At 53.4% G+C, this 17,568-nt stretch carries 13 protein-coding genes and 5 tRNA genes; 15 read left to right on the top strand and 3 right to left on the bottom strand.

Features of this window, described 5'->3' with window-relative positions:
• The first annotated feature begins 81 nt into the window (after positions 1 to 81).
• Positions 82 to 996 (top strand): DMT family transporter, encoded by a 915-nt coding sequence (locus tag F552_RS0113265; RefSeq protein ID WP_018152241.1) that lies wholly within the window; start codon positions 82 to 84, stop codon positions 994 to 996.
• A 64-nt stretch (positions 997 to 1,060) separates the two neighbouring features.
• On the opposite strand, the gene F552_RS0113270 is transcribed toward F552_RS0113265, so the two are convergent.
• Positions 1,061 to 1,537, bottom strand: coding sequence for an acyl-CoA thioesterase (locus F552_RS0113270; RefSeq protein ID WP_018152242.1), 477 nt, complete (start codon positions 1,535 to 1,537; stop codon positions 1,061 to 1,063).
• A gap of 288 nt (positions 1,538 to 1,825) precedes the next feature.
• On the opposite strand from F552_RS0113270, the gene F552_RS0113280 reads away from it, so the two are divergent.
• Positions 1,826 to 2,917, top strand: coding sequence for an extracellular solute-binding protein (locus F552_RS0113280; RefSeq protein ID WP_018152244.1), 1,092 nt, complete (start codon positions 1,826 to 1,828; stop codon positions 2,915 to 2,917).
• Positions 2,918 to 2,984: 67 nt separating this feature from the next.
• Here F552_RS0113280 and F552_RS19395 read toward each other — a convergent pair whose 3' ends face one another.
• The gene (locus F552_RS19395; protein ID WP_018152245.1) at positions 2,985 to 3,917 is read right to left on the bottom strand and encodes a LysR family transcriptional regulator; all 933 of its coding nucleotides are present in this window, start codon (positions 3,915 to 3,917) and stop codon (positions 2,985 to 2,987) included.
• 167 nt (positions 3,918 to 4,084) lie between these two features.
• Here F552_RS19395 and aguB point away from each other — a divergent pair, with 167 nt between their 5' ends.
• Positions 4,085 to 4,996 (top strand): N-carbamoylputrescine amidase, encoded by a 912-nt coding sequence (gene aguB / locus F552_RS0113290; protein ID WP_018152246.1) that lies wholly within the window; start codon positions 4,085 to 4,087, stop codon positions 4,994 to 4,996.
• A 61-nt stretch (positions 4,997 to 5,057) separates the two neighbouring features.
• On the opposite strand, the gene lhpH is transcribed toward aguB, so the two are convergent.
• On the bottom strand, positions 5,058 to 6,065 hold the full coding sequence (gene lhpH / locus F552_RS0113295; protein WP_018152247.1) for a trans-3-hydroxy-L-proline dehydratase: 1,008 nt from the start codon (positions 6,063 to 6,065) through the stop codon (positions 5,058 to 5,060).
• A 246-nt stretch (positions 6,066 to 6,311) separates the two neighbouring features.
• Between lhpH and F552_RS0113300 the strand changes: the two genes are divergently transcribed.
• The 12 genes from F552_RS0113300 to F552_RS0113360 all read left to right on the top strand — a co-directional run bounded on the left by F552_RS0113300 (position 6,312) and on the right by F552_RS0113360 (position 17,455).
• On the top strand, positions 6,312 to 7,811 hold the full coding sequence (locus F552_RS0113300; RefSeq protein ID WP_018152248.1) for a multicopper oxidase family protein: 1,500 nt from the start codon (positions 6,312 to 6,314) through the stop codon (positions 7,809 to 7,811).
• A gap of 230 nt (positions 7,812 to 8,041) precedes the next feature.
• Complete coding sequence (gene tig / locus F552_RS0113305) at positions 8,042 to 9,352, top strand: trigger factor (protein ID WP_018152249.1); 1,311 nt, start codon at positions 8,042 to 8,044, stop codon at positions 9,350 to 9,352.
• Positions 9,345 to 9,983, top strand: a complete 639-nt coding sequence (gene clpP, locus F552_RS0113310; RefSeq protein WP_156802323.1) for an ATP-dependent Clp endopeptidase proteolytic subunit ClpP — start codon at positions 9,345 to 9,347, stop codon at positions 9,981 to 9,983. Before tig ends, clpP begins: the two co-directional genes overlap by 8 nt.
• A gap of 141 nt (positions 9,984 to 10,124) precedes the next feature.
• Positions 10,125 to 11,381 (top strand): ATP-dependent Clp protease ATP-binding subunit ClpX, encoded by a 1,257-nt coding sequence (gene clpX / locus F552_RS0113315; protein WP_018152251.1) that lies wholly within the window; start codon positions 10,125 to 10,127, stop codon positions 11,379 to 11,381.
• Positions 11,382 to 11,686: 305 nt separating this feature from the next.
• On the top strand, positions 11,687 to 14,110 hold the full coding sequence (lon, locus tag F552_RS0113320) for an endopeptidase La (protein ID WP_018152252.1): 2,424 nt from the start codon (positions 11,687 to 11,689) through the stop codon (positions 14,108 to 14,110).
• 213 nt (positions 14,111 to 14,323) lie between these two features.
• The gene (locus tag F552_RS0113330; protein ID WP_018152254.1) at positions 14,324 to 14,596 is read left to right on the top strand and encodes an HU family DNA-binding protein; all 273 of its coding nucleotides are present in this window, start codon (positions 14,324 to 14,326) and stop codon (positions 14,594 to 14,596) included.
• A 46-nt stretch (positions 14,597 to 14,642) separates the two neighbouring features.
• Positions 14,643 to 14,718: transfer RNA gene (locus F552_RS0113335), tRNA-Val, on the top strand.
• A gap of 91 nt (positions 14,719 to 14,809) precedes the next feature.
• A tRNA-Asp gene (locus tag F552_RS0113340) sits at positions 14,810 to 14,886 on the top strand.
• Between the two features lie 43 nt (positions 14,887 to 14,929).
• Positions 14,930 to 15,005 (top strand) — tRNA-Val (locus F552_RS0113345).
• Positions 15,006 to 15,068: 63 nt separating this feature from the next.
• Positions 15,069 to 15,145, top strand: a tRNA-Asp gene (locus F552_RS0113350).
• 123 nt (positions 15,146 to 15,268) lie between these two features.
• Positions 15,269 to 15,345: transfer RNA gene (locus F552_RS0113355), tRNA-Asp, on the top strand.
• Between the two features lie 271 nt (positions 15,346 to 15,616).
• On the top strand, positions 15,617 to 17,455 hold the full coding sequence (locus F552_RS0113360) for a SurA N-terminal domain-containing protein (protein WP_018152255.1): 1,839 nt from the start codon (positions 15,617 to 15,619) through the stop codon (positions 17,453 to 17,455).
• The last annotated feature ends 113 nt before the right edge of the window (positions 17,456 to 17,568 follow it).

The raw sequence follows: 17,568 nt of genomic DNA on the forward strand, positions 1-17,568 counted from the left end.
GCAGTAAAAATTTCCGTTTGAGTCATAGCGGGTTTCTCTCTATGCTCAACACATATCACAAGAGAACAGATCGGATACGGGATGAAAACCAGAGACGTCATGGATTTGCTGCTGCTGGCGGCATTGTGGGGTGCATCGTTTATTTTCATGCGACGTGCCGTGCCGGAGTTCGGACCGGTGGTGCTGATTGCCCTGCGGGTGAGTATTGCAGCCGCTTTTCTGGTGCCCTTACTGCTGATGCGCCAGGGCAAGGCCGGTTTTGAAGCCCTCAAGGGCAAATGGCTGCGCGTCTGGGTGATGGGGGTACTGAACACGGCATTACCGTTTTGCATGCTGGCCTTTGCCTTGCAATACGTGACCGGCGGTTTTGGCTCTATCCTGAATGCCACAACGCCCCTGTGGGGCGCGGTAGTGGCCTGGCTATGGCTGGGTGACAAACTGAACCATAGCCGGCTGAGCGGCTTGGTGATCGGGTTTGCCGGTGTACTGGTGCTGGTATGGCACAAACTGTCTTGGCAGGGTGGGGGCGCTGCGCTGGCGGTGCCTGCTGCGTTGCTGGCGACGCTGTCTTACGGCGTGGCAGCCAGTTTTGCCAAACGCTTCTTGCCCGGGGTGAACCCGTTGTCGCTGGCCATGGGCAGCCAACTGACGGCGACCATTATCCTGCTGCCGGTAGCGCTGCTGATCTGGCCGACGCATCCGGTGTCGATGACGGCCTGGCAAGGCGCTGGCGTACTGGGCATTGCCTGTACCGCGATTGCCTACATCATCTTCTTCCGCCTGCTGAACAATGTTGGTCCGGCCAAGGCCATTGCCGTGACGTTCCTGATCCCAGTATTCGGTGTGGTGTGGGGCGGTCTGTTTTTGTCTGAGGCACCCACACTGAACATGCTGCTGGGGTGTTCCATCATCTTGTGCGGTACCGCGCTGAGTACAGGGTTATTGACCCTGGGAGGCAAGCCACTGGCGGCCACTGTCGCTACCAAAAAGGCCTGAGGATTGTTGTTGTAGCTGTCTGATGCAGTTTCTCCTGCATCAGACAGCTGTGCTGTCGGTGTAATTAGATATGCTGGCCCATCTCGGCTTCGATGCCTTTACGCAACTCCATCAGTTTCAGCGCATAAGACTGCTGGGCTTTTTCATCTTCTGTCTGCGGTTCCCACGCCGGTACCGGCGTCGGGTTGCCGTGGTCGTTCGTCGCCACAAACACCATCACGCAATGGGTGGTTTTGTTGAACTCGCCGTCTTTCAGGTCTCCCGCACTCACGTCCACAGCCACGTGCATACTGGTTCTGCCGGTATAGATGACACGGGCGGAGACTTCTACCATGCTGCCTAGCAATACCGGTTTGTAAAAACGGATACCCCCCACATACACGGTGACACAATAGCGGCCACTCCAGCCAACCGCGCAGGCATAGCCGGCCTGGTCAATCCATTTCATCACGGTGCCGCCGTGCACTTTGCCGCCAAAGTTAACATCGGTGGGTTGGGCCAGAAATCGCAGGGTGACTTCTCTCGGGTTGGTTTTGGCCATGGTGCATCTCTCTTTATGAGTTTGTTTTGGATAAGGGGGTATTTGTATTAAAGCCTGATTCATGCCCAAGGTGAAGCGTGTGATTACCTACGGCGGTAAAAAAATCCATCTACTGCCGCTGCTGTTGCGTCATGCGCAAAAGCATTTTCGGCCCGATGCCGTTTCAGCTTTTGCCTGACGCGCTCAATATCCTTATCAGTGATGTGGCTATCGATATAACAACTGTAATCATCCCGATAAGCCGCAGCGTGTAGCAGGTCATATTTCAATGTTGAGGAGTCATCGAGTATGTCTAAACGAAGCCTGTTGGCCAGTTTATTGGGGTTGGTGTTTGCAGGGTCTGCCTTTGCGGCAGAAGAGCCGGTACTGAATATCTATAACTGGGCAGATTATTTCGGTAAAACCACGCTGGAAAAATTCCAGAAAGAAACCGGTATCAAGGTTACTTACGATAAATACGACAGCAACGAAGCGCTGCAAGCCAAGCTATTGTCCGGACATAGCGGCTATGATCTGGTCTTCCCCAGCTCGCAGTTCTACGCCAAGCAGGTCAAAGCCAATGTGTTTTTCCAGCTCGACAAGCGTCAGCTACCAAACCTGAAGAATCTGGACCCGACCGTACTGAAGGCCTTGGGCGAGATCGACCCGGGCAACCAGTTTGGCTTGCCTTATGCACAAGGGACGAACGGCCTGGCCATCAATGTGGATAAAGTGACCAAAGCACTGGGTGGCAAACTGCCGGACGATCCGTTGGCCCTGATTTTTGACCCGCAATATGCCAGCAAGGTAGCCAGCTGTGGCGTATCCTTCTTTGATTCCGCCAGCGAAATGTACACACTGGCCTTCTCTTACATGGGCAAGGATCTGGCGACTGCCACGGCGGATGACATGAAAGCGGCCGAGGCCATGCTGAAGAAAATCCGCCCGCATGTGCGCAAATTCATCGGTATCCCGACCCAGCAGATGGCCAGTGGCGAATTCTGTGTCGCCATGGATTACTCGGGTGACTCTGGTCTGGCGGCCAGCCAGGCCAAGGCCGCCAAGAATGGCGTCAAGCTGCAGTATCTGACCCCCAAGCGCCATACGCCATTCTGGATCGACATGATGGCGATTCCGCGTGATGCCAAACATCCGGGCAATGCGCTCAAATTCATGAACTTCATGATGCGTCCGGAAATCATTGCCGAACTCACGCACGATATTTTCTATACCACGCCAAATACCGGTACTCAGCCGTACCTGAACGACGAGTTGCGCAAGAATACGGCGATTTTCCCGACCCCGGAAATGAAGAAAAACTTTGTGCTGGTCAAACCGCTGTCGCCAGATCGTCAGCGTAATCTGATTTCCAGCTTCAATAACTTCAAGGCAGGTCAGTAAGCTGCTTGCGTACCGGACGACAAAACAGCCGCATCTGCGGCTGTTTTGTCGTCCGGGTATGTGTGGGCTACGTTTCCTGGGGCAAGTATTTCTGGCTGCGCCTGGCGAGCTCCGCAAAGGCATTCATCAGAAAACTGCGCAAGACACGCACCTTTTCTGCCTGCCGGCGGTGGGGCGGGGTGGCAAAATACAGCGAGCTCCCAAACGGGGAAATCACTTGCCAGTCGTTCAGGATCGGGACCAGTTCGCCTTTGTCGAGTTCGTCGATGATGGCCCATACCGGCATCAGGACAATCCCCAGGCCGGCAACGGCCGACCCGATCAGTAATAAAGAGTTGTCGGTGGCCAGTGGTCCCTGCGGGAACACCACCAGTTGCTGGTGCGCCTGGAAGAAGCTCCAGCCAAGCTCGGAATGCTTGTGATGGTGAATCAGGCAGGCATGCTGTTTCAGCTGGTCCGGATGGGTCGGCGCACCATGCTTTGCCAGATAGGACGGGGCCGCGCAGGCAACATGTGCATTGGACAGGAAAGGGTGCAGAATCAGGTCAGGGACTTCATGCTCGCCCACCCGCACGGCAATATCGACCCCTTCCTGAATCAGGTTCAGGTAATGGTCCGTCAGGCGGATATCGACATGCAGTGCCGGATACTGGTTCAGGAAAGGCGGCAATAAGGGCGTCAGGTACTTTTGCCCGAAGGTCATGGGGGCCGTCAGGACAATCTTGCCAGAGAGTTGATGGTCTAGCCCCTGGATGTGACGGATCGCGTCATCAATATCGCCCAGGGCCGTTCTGGCATGCTGGATCAGGGTCAGCCCGGCCTCGGTCGGGGTCAGACTGTGCGTGGAACGGATCAGGACCGGGGTGCCCAGGTGCTTTTCCAGTGCATCAATCTGACGGGTAATCGATGACACCGCGACATCGGCTGCGCGTGCGGCAGCCGAAAAACTGCCGTGTTCGATGACTTGCAGAAAGGTTCGGATCGTGACAACGGGTTCCATGTATTGTGCCTGGTGCAAAATGGTTTTTCATCATAGCGGGTTTCAGCAAAACCGGCAGCTAAAGTAAGATGCAATGGTAGAAAAAAGATGGCAAAAGTCAATAATTGGCCATCTAAATGCCGATAAGTTCGTCAAAATAGCCGTTAAAATGTAATCAGGAGAGTGGAATGTCTGCAAAAACCGTTACCGTCGCCTCAGTCCAGATGCAATCGGGTGACTGGGATATCCAGAAAAACATCGACCGCGCCGAGCGATTGATCCGTCAGGCCGCCAGCCAAGGTGCGCAGATTATTCTGTGCCCGGAACTCTTCATGATGCCGTATTTCTGTATTGACCAGAACGCAGCCCATTTTGCCCATGCACTGCCGTTTGAAGGACATCCGGGGATAGCCCATTTTGCGGCACTGGCTAAAGAGCTGGCGGTGGTGATTCCGGTTGGCTTCTTCGAGAAAGCCGGCTACGCGTATTTCAACTCCATTGCCATTGTCGATGCTGACGGGACGGTCATGGGCGTCTATCGCAAGACCCACATCCCGGACGGCCCAGGCTATACCGAGAAGTATTATTTCACGCCGGGCGACACCGGGTTCAAGGTCTGGAATACCCGTTATGCCAAGCTGGGCGTGGGGATTTGCTGGGACCAGTGGTACCCGGAAACCGCGCGCAGCATGGCGCTGATGGGGGCAGAAATCCTGTGCTTCCCGACCATTATCGGTTCAGAGCCACAAAACGCGGCACTGGATTCTGCAGGTCACTGGCAGCGGACCATGCAGGGGCACGCGGCGGCCAATATGGTGCCGCTGATTGCCGCAAACCGCATCGGTTCAGAAACCGGTATCGGCAATGCCAACGGCACCAATCCACCATTTACCAATACTTTCTATGGCAGCAGCTTTATTGCCGATCATACCGGTGAGAAAAAAGCCGAGGCCAACCGCACGGATGAAACCATCCTGATCCATACCTTTGATCTGGATGCCATTGCGCTGGACCGGGCTTCCTTCGGCTTCTTCCGCGATCGTCGTCCTGCCTGCTACGGTACTTTGCTGACCAGCGATGGCAAACATCGTGCGGTCTAAGGTGATTCTTTAAAGCAAAAAGAGCCGGCACGTGTGCCGGCTCTTTTTGCTTCCAATGTGCTTAACGCACCAGAAAACCGTTCATCCACGGGTCGTCCGGGTCCAGCAACCAGTTAGCCGTGCCCACCATGTAAGCGCGTCCCCGGATTTCCGGAATCACCGCCTCAAAGGGGCCGCACTGGGTCTGTGCCAGAATGCGCGCACTAAACTGGCTGCCAATGATGGACTCGTTAATAAGCGTTTCGCCCAGGCCAATCTGGCCACGGGCGAACAGTTGCGCAATGCGTCCTGCCGTACCGGAGCCGGTCGGAGAGCGGTCTACTTCGCGGTCGGCAAAGATGCAGCAGTTGGCTTGTGTGGCTTGGCTGTCTCTTGGGGCACCATCAATGATGGTGCCGTAAATATGGTTCAGTTCCGGAATCAGCGGGTGGACGACCGGATACGCCTTGTTGGCCGCCGTTTTCACTTCATGGCCAAAGCGGATCAACTGTTCAACCTGGTGCTCGCGAATCTCCAGCCCGTGCGGCAAGCCGCTGGTATAAAAATAGAACGCACCGCCAAAGGCAATGTCACCGTTTACCCGTCCGAATGTCGGTGTTTCAACGCTGACGTCTTTCAAATACATGAAGGAGGGCACATTCACAAACCGTACTTCACCGGCCCGTTGCCCATCCCATGCCACAAAGGCTTCGATAAACCCGCAGGGCGCATCAATACCTACCCGCGTTTCCGGGCTGGTTCTGTCTACCCACCCCAGCTGAACCGCAGCCGTCGCCAGCGCAATCGTGCCATGGCCACAGTGGTCGCTATACCCTTCGTTGTGCACAAAGATCACCCCAAAGTCGGCCGTGTCACTCACCGGTTCGGTCAGGTAGCCAGCGTACATGTCGGCATGGCCGCGAGGTTCCAGAATCAGGGCACGACGGATGTCATCATGATGCGCCAGTACATCATTGCGCTTTGCCACAATACTGTCGCCATGCAAGCGGGGCAAGCCGCTGGTGACAATCCGGAAAGGTTCTCCGCCAGTGTGCATTTCAATCGTACTGATACTGCGGGTAAAGTGCATGGTCTTCGCCTTTATGTAGAATGTGCCGGTTTACAGTCAATTCAATGATTGAATATTGTATACAAATATTCGGGTATGAAAAGCAGTTTGTGATGCCTGCAAGCAATTATTCTTTTGCGCAAAAATGCATACACCTCAACGGATGAACGATATAGTAATCAGGATAGAATTTTCGGGCCTGTCTGTTGAATTTATTTGCAGCAACACAGGTCAGAGACGTTATTGCTTCTGCAACAGGAACCTCCAATGAAACGACGCAGTTTTATGACCCAGATGGCGGGTGCATTTGCATTATCGACTATCTCCTCCCGATTGCTGGCCGAGACCAACCCAATGACCATGCCCATGGGGCACGATATGGGGGCCAAGCCGCTACAGCCGGCAGTGCCCTTGGCAAATATCAATGCGCTCAAGGGAGGGCAGGTACTGCAAGCCCTCGTACCGCTCAAGAACGAATCTACCCGCAACGGGCTATTCAAAGGCACCCTGATTGCCGCCCCGGTAGATGTCGGTCTGATCAGTGCAGGCAAAACCACCTTCTGGGCGTATAACAATGCCGTCCCCGGACCCATGATCGAAGTCATGGCTGGCGACCGGGTGGAAATCCTGTTCAAGAACCACCTTTCGCAAGCCTCCACCATTCACTGGCACGGGCTGCCCGTCCCGCCGGATCAGGATGGCAACCCGGACGACCTGGTACTGCCGGGTGAGACGCGCCTGTACCAATTCACCCTGCCCAAAGATTGTGCCGGGACCTACTGGTACCACCCGCACCCGCATGGCGATACGCCGGAGCAGGTGTATCGCGGGCTGGCCGGTGTCTTTATCGTGCGGGATCCAGAAGATCCGCTGGCCGGCATTCCAGAGCGTCATCTGGTCATCTCCGACCTCAAGCTCCAGCAAGATGGCCAGATTGCCCCCAACGATGCCAATGATGAAATGAACGGGCGTGAAGGACAGTTTGTGCTGATCAACGGTCAGTATCAACCACAGATACCGATCTCAGCCCCGCAGGAGCGGTGGCGCATCTGGAATGCCACCAATGCCAGGTACCTGAACCTCTCCTGGGGTGACGCGCGCTTCACGCAAGTGGGGACGGACGGCGGCTTGCTGTCGCGCCCAGTGCCGGACCAGAAGGGGCTGCTACTGGTGCCCGGCCAGCGGGCCGAGTTACTGGTGAACGCCGGTGTCAGATCTGTCACGCTGGCGGCCGAGATTTATCAGCGTGGCAAGATGGGCGTGGTGGCACCAGAAGTGCGCCGGGTACTGGCAGACATCAAGTCCGCCAGTGTCGCTGGCGTGGTCCCAGCCTTGCCACTGGCCTTACGTCAGCTTGCCCTGCCGGGTCCGGTCAAAGCCAAAAAGCTGGTGGTTTTCTCGGAAAAGATGAGCATGCAAAACGGGCAGCACAGCATGCAGTTTCTGATCAATGGCGGCCAGTTCGACATGAACCGGGTCGATCTGGTCAGTCGTCTGGGGGAGGTCGAAGAATGGGAAATCCAGAACAAGGCCGATATGGACCATCCCTTCCATATTCATGGGGCCCAGTTCATGGTTACTGAACGCCTCCGTAACGGACAAATACACCCAGAGCCGTATCTGGCCTGGCGCGATGTCGTCAATGTCACGGCGGGCGAGACGGTGCGCTTCAGGATTGTGCAGCATTTCCGTGGTCGCCGCATGTTCCATTGCCATATCCTGGAGCACGAAAGTGCCGGCATGATGGGCAACTTGCTGGTGGTCTAAGGCCAAAACAAACATCCGCGCATGATTTCAAGAAAAGGGCAGGGCGCATACTTCCCTAACTTGACATCCCGCGCGTATAATGGGTAGCTTTTGCTATACCCATATTCGCTCTTTGGGCCGGATTATTATTGCAGTGTTGTTCAACACGAATGCAGTAATAGACAGGGTTTATTTACACAGTCGTGTTGTAACATTGTTGCAAGTTATTGAATCGTTGAGGAATTTTTGACATGTCAGTTAATGTAGAAACCGTGAGCACCTTAGAGCGCCGCGTAAAGATCTCTGTGCCATTTGCCCAGATCGACACCGAAGTTGATGCACGCCTGAAAAAAGTGGCCCGTACCGCTAAAGTGCAAGGTTTCCGCCCAGGCAAAGCACCTCTGAACATTGTTGCCCAGAACTACGGCATGCAAGTACGTGAAGACGTGCTGAACGAGACCGTTGGTACCGCATTTTCAAACGTTGTTCGCGAACAAAACCTGAAAGTAGCCGGCTACCCTCGTTTCGAGCCAGTTGAAGGCGAGCCATCAAAAGAAGCTTTCGAATTCAATGCAACCTTTGAAGTCTACCCGGAAATCAAACTGGGCGACCTGTCAGAAAAAGCCATTGAAAAACCTGTTTCAGAAGTAACTGAAGAAGCCGTTAACAAAACCGTAGACGTACTGCGCAAACAGCGCGTTAGCTACGAGCCTACCGATGCTGCCGCTGCAGACGGTGACCGCGTAGTGGTTGATTTTGTTGGCAAGATTGACGACGTCGCATTCGCTGGCGGCACCGCCAACGACTTCGCATTCCAGCTGGGCCAAGGCCAGATGCTGCCAGAATTCGAAAATGCTGCCCGTGGCCTGAAAGCTGGCGAAAGCAAAGTATTCGATCTGGCTTTCCCTGAAGACTACCATGGTAAAGACGTGGCTGGTAAAACCGCCCAGTTCGAAATCTCCGTGAAATCTGTTGCCAAGGCTGTACTGCCAGAAGTCAACGAAGAGCTGGCCAAACAACTGGGCGTGGCTGACGGCAATGTAGAACAAATGAAAAACGAGATTCGTGAAAACGTCGCTCGTGAAGTGAGCCGTCGCCTGAAGAGCAAGATCAAGGAAAACGTACTGCAAGCCCTGCTGGACGTGACCCCGATCGAACTGCCAAAAGCCCTGGTCGGCATGGAAGTTCAGCGCTTGGTTGAGCAAACCAAGAAAGACTTCCAGTCTCGCGGCATGGACGTGAACAAAATGCCATTCCCGGCAGAACTGTTCACCAAAGAGGCCGAGCGCCGTGTTGCTCTGGGCCTGATCCTGTCTGACCTGGTTGATGCAGAAAACCTGCGTGCAACGCCAGAACAGGTTCGTGCCGTGATTGACGACTTCTCTGCCAGCTACGAGCAGCCAGAAGACGTGGTTCGCTGGTACTACGCAGACCCGTCACGTCTGGAAGGACCAGAGTCTCTGGCCACTGAAGACAACGTGGTTGCATGGGCGCTGTCACGTGCTAAAGTGGAAGAGAAAGTAGTCGCATTTGACGAACTAATGGGTCAAAACAATGCCTAATGACAGCATGATCGTTACCCCTCAGGGGCCACAGGCCCTCGGATACATTCCGATGGTCATCGAGCAAAGTGGGCGCGGTGAACGCTCCTACGATATCTACTCACGTTTGTTGCGTGAACGGGTTATCTTCCTGGTGGGGCCGGTCAATGACGCTACGGCCAACCTGGTCGTAGCACAGCTGTTATTCCTGGAGTCCGAGAATCCTGACAAGGATATCTCCCTGTATATCAACTCTCCGGGTGGTTCGGTAACTGCAGGCATGTCAATCTATGACACCATGCAGTTCATCAAGCCAGATGTTTCTACCCTGTGTATCGGCATGGCTGCCAGTATGGGTGCTTTCCTGTTGGCATCCGGTGCGAAAGGCAAGCGTTTCTCGCTGCCGAATTCGCGCGTGATGATCCATCAGCCACTGTTGGGTGGCTTGCAAGGCCAGGCATCCGATATTGAAATTCATGCGCGTGAATTGCTGAAAACCAAGGCACGCATGAATGAACTGCTGGCGCACCATACCGGTCAGTCCGTCGAGACACTGGAACGTGATACAGACCGTGATAACTTCATGAGTGCGGACGAAGCCAAGGCTTACGGTCTGATTGATGAAGTGCTTGTGACCCGCAACGCGGGCTAAGGGCCAATATCCGCTAGGCGGATATTGGCAATTACGCTGTAGAAGCGCACAATGATGTGGGCGTGACAGGGCCGCCGTCCGTTGAAAAACGGTACGGCGGTTCTTGTCTTATTAAGAACTGCGCTTTTTAGAGGTTTTGGCATGAGCAAAAGCGGCGACGAAAAGTTGCTATATTGTTCTTTTTGCGGCAAAAGCCAGCATGAAGTGACCAAATTGATCGCTGGTCCGCAGGTGTTCATCTGCAACGAGTGTATCGATCTATGTAACGATATCATCCGGGAAGAAATCCAGAGTCAGGCAAAAACGACAACGGGTGAATCCGGTCTTCCTACACCTGCTGAAATCCGTGGCGAGCTGGACCAGTACGTCATTGGCCAGGAACCGGCCAAAAAAGCCTTGTCAGTTGCGGTGTACAACCATTACAAGCGTTTGGCGCACCCAGCCAAGAAAGACGATGTCGAACTGGCAAAAAGCAATATTTTGCTGGTGGGTCCTACCGGTTCGGGTAAAACCCTGCTGGCACAGACCTTGGCGCGTTTGCTGAACGTACCGTTTGTGATGGCCGATGCCACAACACTGACCGAAGCAGGCTATGTGGGTGAGGATGTTGAAAACATCATCCAGAAGCTGCTGCAGAAGTGCGATTACGATGTAGAAAAGGCCCAGCGCGGCATTGTTTATATCGACGAGATCGACAAGATTTCCCGCAAGTCTGACAACCCGTCCATCACCCGCGATGTCTCCGGTGAAGGGGTTCAGCAGGCTTTGCTGAAACTGATTGAAGGTACGGTTGCATCTGTACCGCCACAGGGCGGACGCAAGCACCCGAGTCAGGAATTCATCCAGATTGATACCACCAATATCCTGTTTATTTGTGGTGGTGCATTTGACGGTCTGGACAAAGTGATTCGTGACCGGACAGAAAAAGGCGGGATTGGTTTCTCGGCTCAAGTTCGCAGCAAGGATGATGACAAGTCTCTGACCTCGGTATTTCGCGAAACCGAGCCGGAAGATCTGATCAAGTTCGGGATTATCCCTGAGCTGGTGGGGCGTCTACCGGTGGTTGCCACTCTGGCAGAGCTGGACGAGACGGCCTTGGTGACCATTCTGACTGAACCGAAAAATGCACTGGTGAAACAGTATCAGCGTCTGTTCAGCCTGGAAGGCGCCGAACTGGAGCTGCGTGATGCCGCCCTGCATGCGATTGCCAAAAAAGCCATCAAACGCAAGACGGGGGCACGTGGTTTGCGCTCCATCATGGAAAATGCATTGCTGGACACCATGTACGAACTGCCATCGTTGAAAAACGTGACTAAAGTCGTAGTGGAAGAGGCCGTCATTAATGAAGATGCAAAACCATTAATGGTCTTTGCAGATGAGGCAGAAAAAACCGCCTGATACGGGTAGTGTTTCGATGCTCCAGAAAACCGGCCTTATGGCCGGTTTTTTGTTTTTATTTCATGCGGCGCAGCAAAAAGTTACAGGTTTTCTTTGCGGGAAAGTAACGGAGCGTGTAGATTTATTAAACCATCAGATAAAACGGCTTGCCTGGCGGCCCGGATGGTGCTGTTTGCCATGCAATTATTGGTTTAGTGGTGATCTACGGGATTAAAACTGCAGCTAATAGTGAATCCACCCCTTGAATTTCCGGTTTTTGTTGCCATTTGCAATAACAGAACCACAGCCAATATGTGAGTACAACAATGACTGAAAAAGTAATTACACCAGGAGAGGCCGTTTCCCTGCCTCTGCTCCCGCTACGCGATGTCGTAGTCTTTCCACATATGGTCATTCCGCTATTTGTTGGGCGAGCCAAATCCATCAAGGCGTTGGAATACGCGATGGAAAACGGCAAAACCATCATGCTGGTGGCCCAGAAACATGCCGACAAGGACGAGCCTGTCGCAGAGGATTTGTATGATATTGGTGCGACTGCCAATATTCTGCAGATGCTGAAACTGCCCGACGGCACCGTCAAGGTCCTGGTAGAAGGTACCGAGCGTGCCAATATCAGCGAGGTAAGCGACAAGGAAGGTTTCTTTACCGCAGTGGCTACCCCGGTTGATACCACCTCGCCTGAAACACCTGAGCTGGAAGCGATGCGCCGTGCCATGCTGGCCCAGTGCGACCAGTACGTCAAACTGAACAAGAAAATCCCGCCAGAAGTGCTGACTTCGTTGTCCGGCATTGAAAGTGCAGGCCGTCTGGCCGATACCGTGGCGGCACATTTGCCACTGAAACTGGAACAAAAGCAGGAAATCCTGGAAATGTTCCCGGTGGATGCACGCCTGGAGCATTTGCTCGGGCTGATGGAATCCGAAATTGAAATCCTGCAGGTCGAGAAGCGAATCCGTGGCCGTGTCAAACGGCAGATGGAGAAGAGCCAGCGCGAGTACTATCTGAACGAGCAGGTCAAAGCGATTCAGAAAGAGCTTGGCGAAGGTGACGAAAGCGCCGATCTGGAAGAGTTGGCCAAACGGATTCAAGCCGCGCATATGCCTAAAGAGGCTCGTGAGAAAGCCGAGAGCGAGCTCAAGAAACTGCGGTTGATGTCGCCCATGTCAGCAGAGGCATCTGTCGTGCGTAACTACATCGAGACGCTGACCAACCTGCCATGGAAAAAGAAAACCAAGATCAGCAAAGATCTGGCAGCGGCAGAAGGCCTGCTGGACAAAGACCACTTTGGTCTGGAGAAAGTCAAAGAGCGCATTCTTGAGTATCTAGCCGTGCAACAGCGCGTAGATAAGCTCAAGGCGCCTATCCTGTGTCTGGTCGGGCCTCCTGGCGTCGGCAAGACCTCGCTTGGGCAAAGCATTGCCAAGGCAACCAACCGCAAGTTTGTACGGATGAGCCTGGGTGGCGTGCGTGACGAGGCAGAGATTCGCGGCCATCGCCGTACTTATATCGGTTCCATGCCCGGCAAGATCTTGCAGAACATGACCAAGGTGGCTGTCAAGAACCCGCTGTTCCTGCTGGATGAGGTGGACAAGCTGGGTCAGGATTTCCGTGGTGACCCTTCCAGTGCCTTGCTGGAAGTGCTGGATCCGGAACAGAACGGCACCTTTGTGGATCACTACGCAGAGGTTGAGTATGACCTGTCGGATGTGATGTTTGTTGCAACCGCGAACTCGCTGAACATCCCTGGCCCGTTGCTGGACCGGATGGAAGTGATTCGTCTGGCGGGTTATACCGAAGACGAAAAGGTGAATATTGCACTGAACTATCTGGTGGGCAAGCAGCTGGAAGCCAACGGTTTGAAACCGGAAGAATGCAGTATTGCCGAGAGCGCCGTGCGGGATGTGATCCGCTACTACACCCGTGAAGCTGGCGTGCGGGCGCTGGAGCGCGAAATCAGCAAAATTGCCCGTAAGGTGGTCAAGGCGCGTTTGCTGAAGCCTAAAGACGGCAAGGTGCAGGTAACTGCGAAAAATCTGGATAAATACCTGGGTGTGCGCCGTTACACCTACGGTATTGCCGAACAAAGCAACCAGGTGGGTCAGGTGACCGGGCTGGCATGGACAGAAGTGGGTGGTGAGCTGTTGACCATCGAAAGTGCTGTCATGCCAGGCAAGGGGACCATGCTGCAAACCGGTCAGCTCGGTGATGTGATGCAGGAGTCCATCCAGGCCGCCAGAACGGTTGTGCGCAGCCGCGCCAAACGCCTCGGGATCGATCCGGAGTTCTACCAGAAGCAGGATATTCACATCCACTTGCCGGAAGGTGCTACGCCGAAGGACGGCCCTTCTGCGGGGATTGCGATTACCACTGCACTGGTGAGCTCACTGACCGGTATTCCGGTGCGCTGTGATGTGGCCATGACGGGCGAGATCACGTTGCGAGGAGAAGTGCTTGCGATTGGCGGCCTGAAAGAAAAATTGCTGGCAGCGCATCGTGGCGGCATCAAAGATGTGCTGATTCCACATGAGAATGTAAAAGACCTTGTGGATATTCCGGACAACATCAAACACAAGCTGCATATTCATCCGGTGAAGTGGATTGACCAGGTGTTGGAACTGGCACTTGAGCGTCAGCCAGAACCTTTGCCAGAGGTAGAAACACCGGTAGCCGCCGTTGAACTGGCGACCAAACCGGAAGAAGAGAAGCCTGCAATTGTGACAAAACACTAAGTTTTCGGGTTTTGCCAACAAATGAAAATGACCACTTCGGTGGTCATTTTTTTTGGGTTTTTGCAAATTATCGCAGTGCAATATGCAAATAAAGGTATTTATTTGCTGAAAGCCCCGTATTTACTGGGTTTCCCGCTTGACATGTCATTTTGCACCTTGCTATAAATCGACTGCTGTTAACGTCTTGTAAACCCATACTGAAAGGGGACGGAAGTGAATAAATCCGAACTGATCGATCAAATTGCAGAAACGGCAGAAATTTCCAAAGCAGCAGCAGGTCGTGCATTGGACGCTACGCTGAGTGCAGTAAAAGATGCATTGGCAAAAGGTGAGTTGGTGACTTTAGTTGGCTTTGGTACCTTTTATGTTGGTGAACGTGCTGCACGTAGCGGTCGCAATCCACGCACCGGCAAACCGATTAATATCAAGGCAGCAAAATCTCCTAAATTTAGGGCTGGTAAAACCCTGAAGGATGCTGTAAACTAACGGTCTTTGCTGATTGCTGCTTAGGAAATTAACGGCAACCAGCATTGGGTGTTTAGCTCAGTTGGTAGAGCATCTCCCTTACAAGGAGGGGGTCGGGGGTTCGAATCCCTCAACACCCACCAGTCAAAAAATAAATTGGCTGGCGACGAAAAAATTGCTAGACAAACAGTTTTTCAGTCGTTAAAATGCGCGCTCTTCTGATGTTGCGAATACGGAGCGGTAGTTCAGTTGGTTAGAATACCGGCCTGTCACGCCGGGGGTCGCGGGTTCGAGTCCCGTCCGCTCCGCCAACTTGCAATATCAAATCAGCTTTGTCTGATAGTAGTAAGACCCGGGTGTTTAGCTCAGTTGGTAGAGCATCTCCCTTACAAGGAGGGGGTCGGGGGTTCGAATCCCTCAACACCCACCACCATGCTCTGGTGGTGACAACAAAAAACGTTGTCAGTATGTCATTGCGAAAGCAACCCGATTTGGAGCGGTAGTTCAGTTGGTTAGAATACCGGCCTGTCACGCCGGGGGTCGCGGGTTCGAGTCCCGTCCGCTCCGCCAAATCACAAATTCCCAGGTTTATTGCTATTAAGTTGGTAGTGCTGCATTAGCAATGCACCATGTAATATCCCGATGGTGGTGGTCAATAATGCATTGATTGACATGCTGTCAGGCAACGCTTCTGGAGCGGTAGTTCAGTTGGTTAGAATACCGGCCTGTCACGCCGGGGGTCGCGGGTTCGAGTCCCGTCCGCTCCGCCAGAATATATAAAAGCCCACTAGCTAGTGGGCTTTTTGTTTTTGTAATGCTCGGTTCCCTTTTCTTGGGAACATATGCTTGTCCGCTGAAAATCATGACGGGTTGAACCATGTTTCCATGGCAGCCATCTTTCGTCGTAATGACTCTCCCCATTTTGTCGCAGATTTGGTGCTACAGCGCAAAAGCTTGCCTATGCCTAGTAATAGGGCTACAAACTCTGCTATGCTAGCAAGTTATTAACGTAAAAACTGCTGTCTTTTTCAGGAAGTTCAGATGTTTGATTTTGTACAAAAAAACCAACTTTTCATTAAAGTGCTGCTGGGCGGCATTGCTCTGACATTTGCAGGCTTCGGCGTTAGTTCTTATAACAATGTATCGGACAGCACGGTTGCGAGTGTGGATGGTGCAAAAATCGACCTGCAAGAACTCGAGAAATCCTTGCAGTCGCAGAATGCGACTCCTGAGCAAAAGCAGCAGGCTTTGCAAAGCCTGATCTTCAAAAAAATGCTGGATAACCAGGCGGGTAATTTGCGTCTGACTGCCACGGATGAGGCGCTCAGAAAGAGCATTGCCGAGATTCCTGCTTTCCAGAAGAATGGCCGGTTTGATCAGGGTCAGTACACGTTGGTACTGGCGAACAACAACCTGACTGCCGAAACCTTTGAGGCCGACATGCGTAGCCGCCTTGCGGTGGATCATTTGCTGGCCCCATTGGCCTCTACCGGGATTGTGGGCAAGGCACAGGTTGAGCGTATTGTGCAACTGATGACCGAGCAGCGTGACGTAGCGGCCTGGGCATTTCTGCCATCTGCCTATCTGGCTGCTGCCAAGGTATCGGACGCAGATATCAAACAGTATTACGATCAGCACAAAACCGCGTTTAATGTACCGGAGCGCGTGAAGGTTGATTATCTGGTGCTGTCTCCGGAAACGCTGGCGCCAGCGATTGCGGTTAAGCCTGAAGATGTACAGGCTTATTATGACAAAAACAAAGCCAAATACCTGAATGAAGAGCGCAAGCTGAGCCATATTCTGGTCAGTGTGGCTGCCAATGCCAAACCGGATGTGGTGGCTGCCGCCAAAGCCAAGGCTGAAAAACTGCTGGCTGAAGTAAAAGCGAAACCTGCTGCGTTTGCTGAGATTGCCAAGAAAAGCTCGGATGATACCGGTTCTGCAGAGCAGGGTGGCGACTTGGGCTTTGTGACACAGGACAAGATGGTGAAGCCGTTTGCGGATGCTGCGTTTGCGCTGCAAAAAGGGCAGATCAGCGATGTGGTCCGTTCTGAGTTTGGTTTTCATATCATTCAGGTAAACGATATCAAGCCGGGTGATGAGGCTGTTGCCAAGTCCAAGGTTGAAGCGGATCTGAAACAGAAAGAGGCCGTTGCCAAACTGGCACGTGACGGCGAAGTCTTCAAGAATCTGGTCAATGAGCAGGCAAAGTCTTTGCAGCCGGCAGCGGCCAAGTTTGGCTTGACCGTGAAACAAAGTGACTGGCTGGACAAGACACAAGCTGCGGATGCCGCGTTGAATTCGGCCGAAGTGCGTGATGCCATTTTCCAGTCTGACGTCTTGAAAAAAGGCTATAACACCGAAGTTGTCGAGCAATCTGGTGGCGTATTGGTGGCTGCTCGCGTGACAGCACACGAAAATGCCCGCACCAAGCCACTGGCTGAAGTGACAGCCCAGGTGCGTGACATTCTGGTTAAACAGGCTGCCATCAAGCTGGCCAAGCAGGCGGCGGCGACACAACTGGCGCTACTGCAGGCAGGGAAGCCCGTTACAGCCGCCTGGACACCGGTTCAGCAAGTCAGCAGGGGTGACGGTAAGGGACTGGACGCAAACGCACTGAGGGCCATTTTCCGGACTGCCCCAGTGGCTGGTAAGGCTGCTTATGCGACGACCGATTTACCGGAGGGTGGTAGCGTGATTTTCCAGATCAACAAGTCAGCAGCACCTGTGGTACTGGATGCCAAGCAAAAGGCGATGCTAATCCAGCAACTGACGCAGGCTTCTGTGCAAGGCGAGGTGATGGCTTACCAGAAATGGTTGCAAGCTGAAACGCCGGTCAAGATTTATCCGAAAGCACTCGGGGTTGATGCCCAGCAGTAAATTCGGTTCTAGTTTGGCTGCTCGTGCGCAACATAAAAAACCCGGTGCTAAACCGGGTTTTTATTTTTTATTTTGGATTGATGCGTCGAATGTATGTATTTGCGGACCCGTGC

The sequence above is a fragment of the Leeia oryzae DSM 17879 genome, from assembly GCF_000376945.1.
In the GTDB taxonomy this organism is placed as follows: Bacteria; Pseudomonadota; Gammaproteobacteria; order Burkholderiales; family Leeiaceae; genus Leeia; species Leeia oryzae.

Coding starts and splice junctions, on each gene's coding strand:
- F552_RS0113265 (WP_018152241.1), top strand. CDS start 82: ATGAAAACCAGAGACGTCATGGATTTGCTGCTGCTGGCGGCATTGTGG.
- F552_RS0113270 (WP_018152242.1), bottom strand. CDS start 1,537: ATGGCCAAAACCAACCCGAGAGAAGTCACCCTGCGATTTCTGGCCCAA.
- F552_RS0113280 (WP_018152244.1), top strand. CDS start 1,826: ATGTCTAAACGAAGCCTGTTGGCCAGTTTATTGGGGTTGGTGTTTGCA.
- F552_RS19395 (WP_018152245.1), bottom strand. CDS start 3,917: ATGGAACCCGTTGTCACGATCCGAACCTTTCTGCAAGTCATCGAACAC.
- aguB (WP_018152246.1), top strand. CDS start 4,085: ATGTCTGCAAAAACCGTTACCGTCGCCTCAGTCCAGATGCAATCGGGT.
- lhpH (WP_018152247.1), bottom strand. CDS start 6,065: ATGCACTTTACCCGCAGTATCAGTACGATTGAAATGCACACTGGCGGA.
- F552_RS0113300 (WP_018152248.1), top strand. CDS start 6,312: ATGAAACGACGCAGTTTTATGACCCAGATGGCGGGTGCATTTGCATTA.
- tig (WP_018152249.1), top strand. CDS start 8,042: ATGTCAGTTAATGTAGAAACCGTGAGCACCTTAGAGCGCCGCGTAAAG.
- clpP (WP_156802323.1), top strand. CDS start 9,345: ATGCCTAATGACAGCATGATCGTTACCCCTCAGGGGCCACAGGCCCTC.
- clpX (WP_018152251.1), top strand. CDS start 10,125: ATGAGCAAAAGCGGCGACGAAAAGTTGCTATATTGTTCTTTTTGCGGC.
- lon (WP_018152252.1), top strand. CDS start 11,687: ATGACTGAAAAAGTAATTACACCAGGAGAGGCCGTTTCCCTGCCTCTG.
- F552_RS0113360 (WP_018152255.1), top strand. CDS start 15,617: ATGTTTGATTTTGTACAAAAAAACCAACTTTTCATTAAAGTGCTGCTG.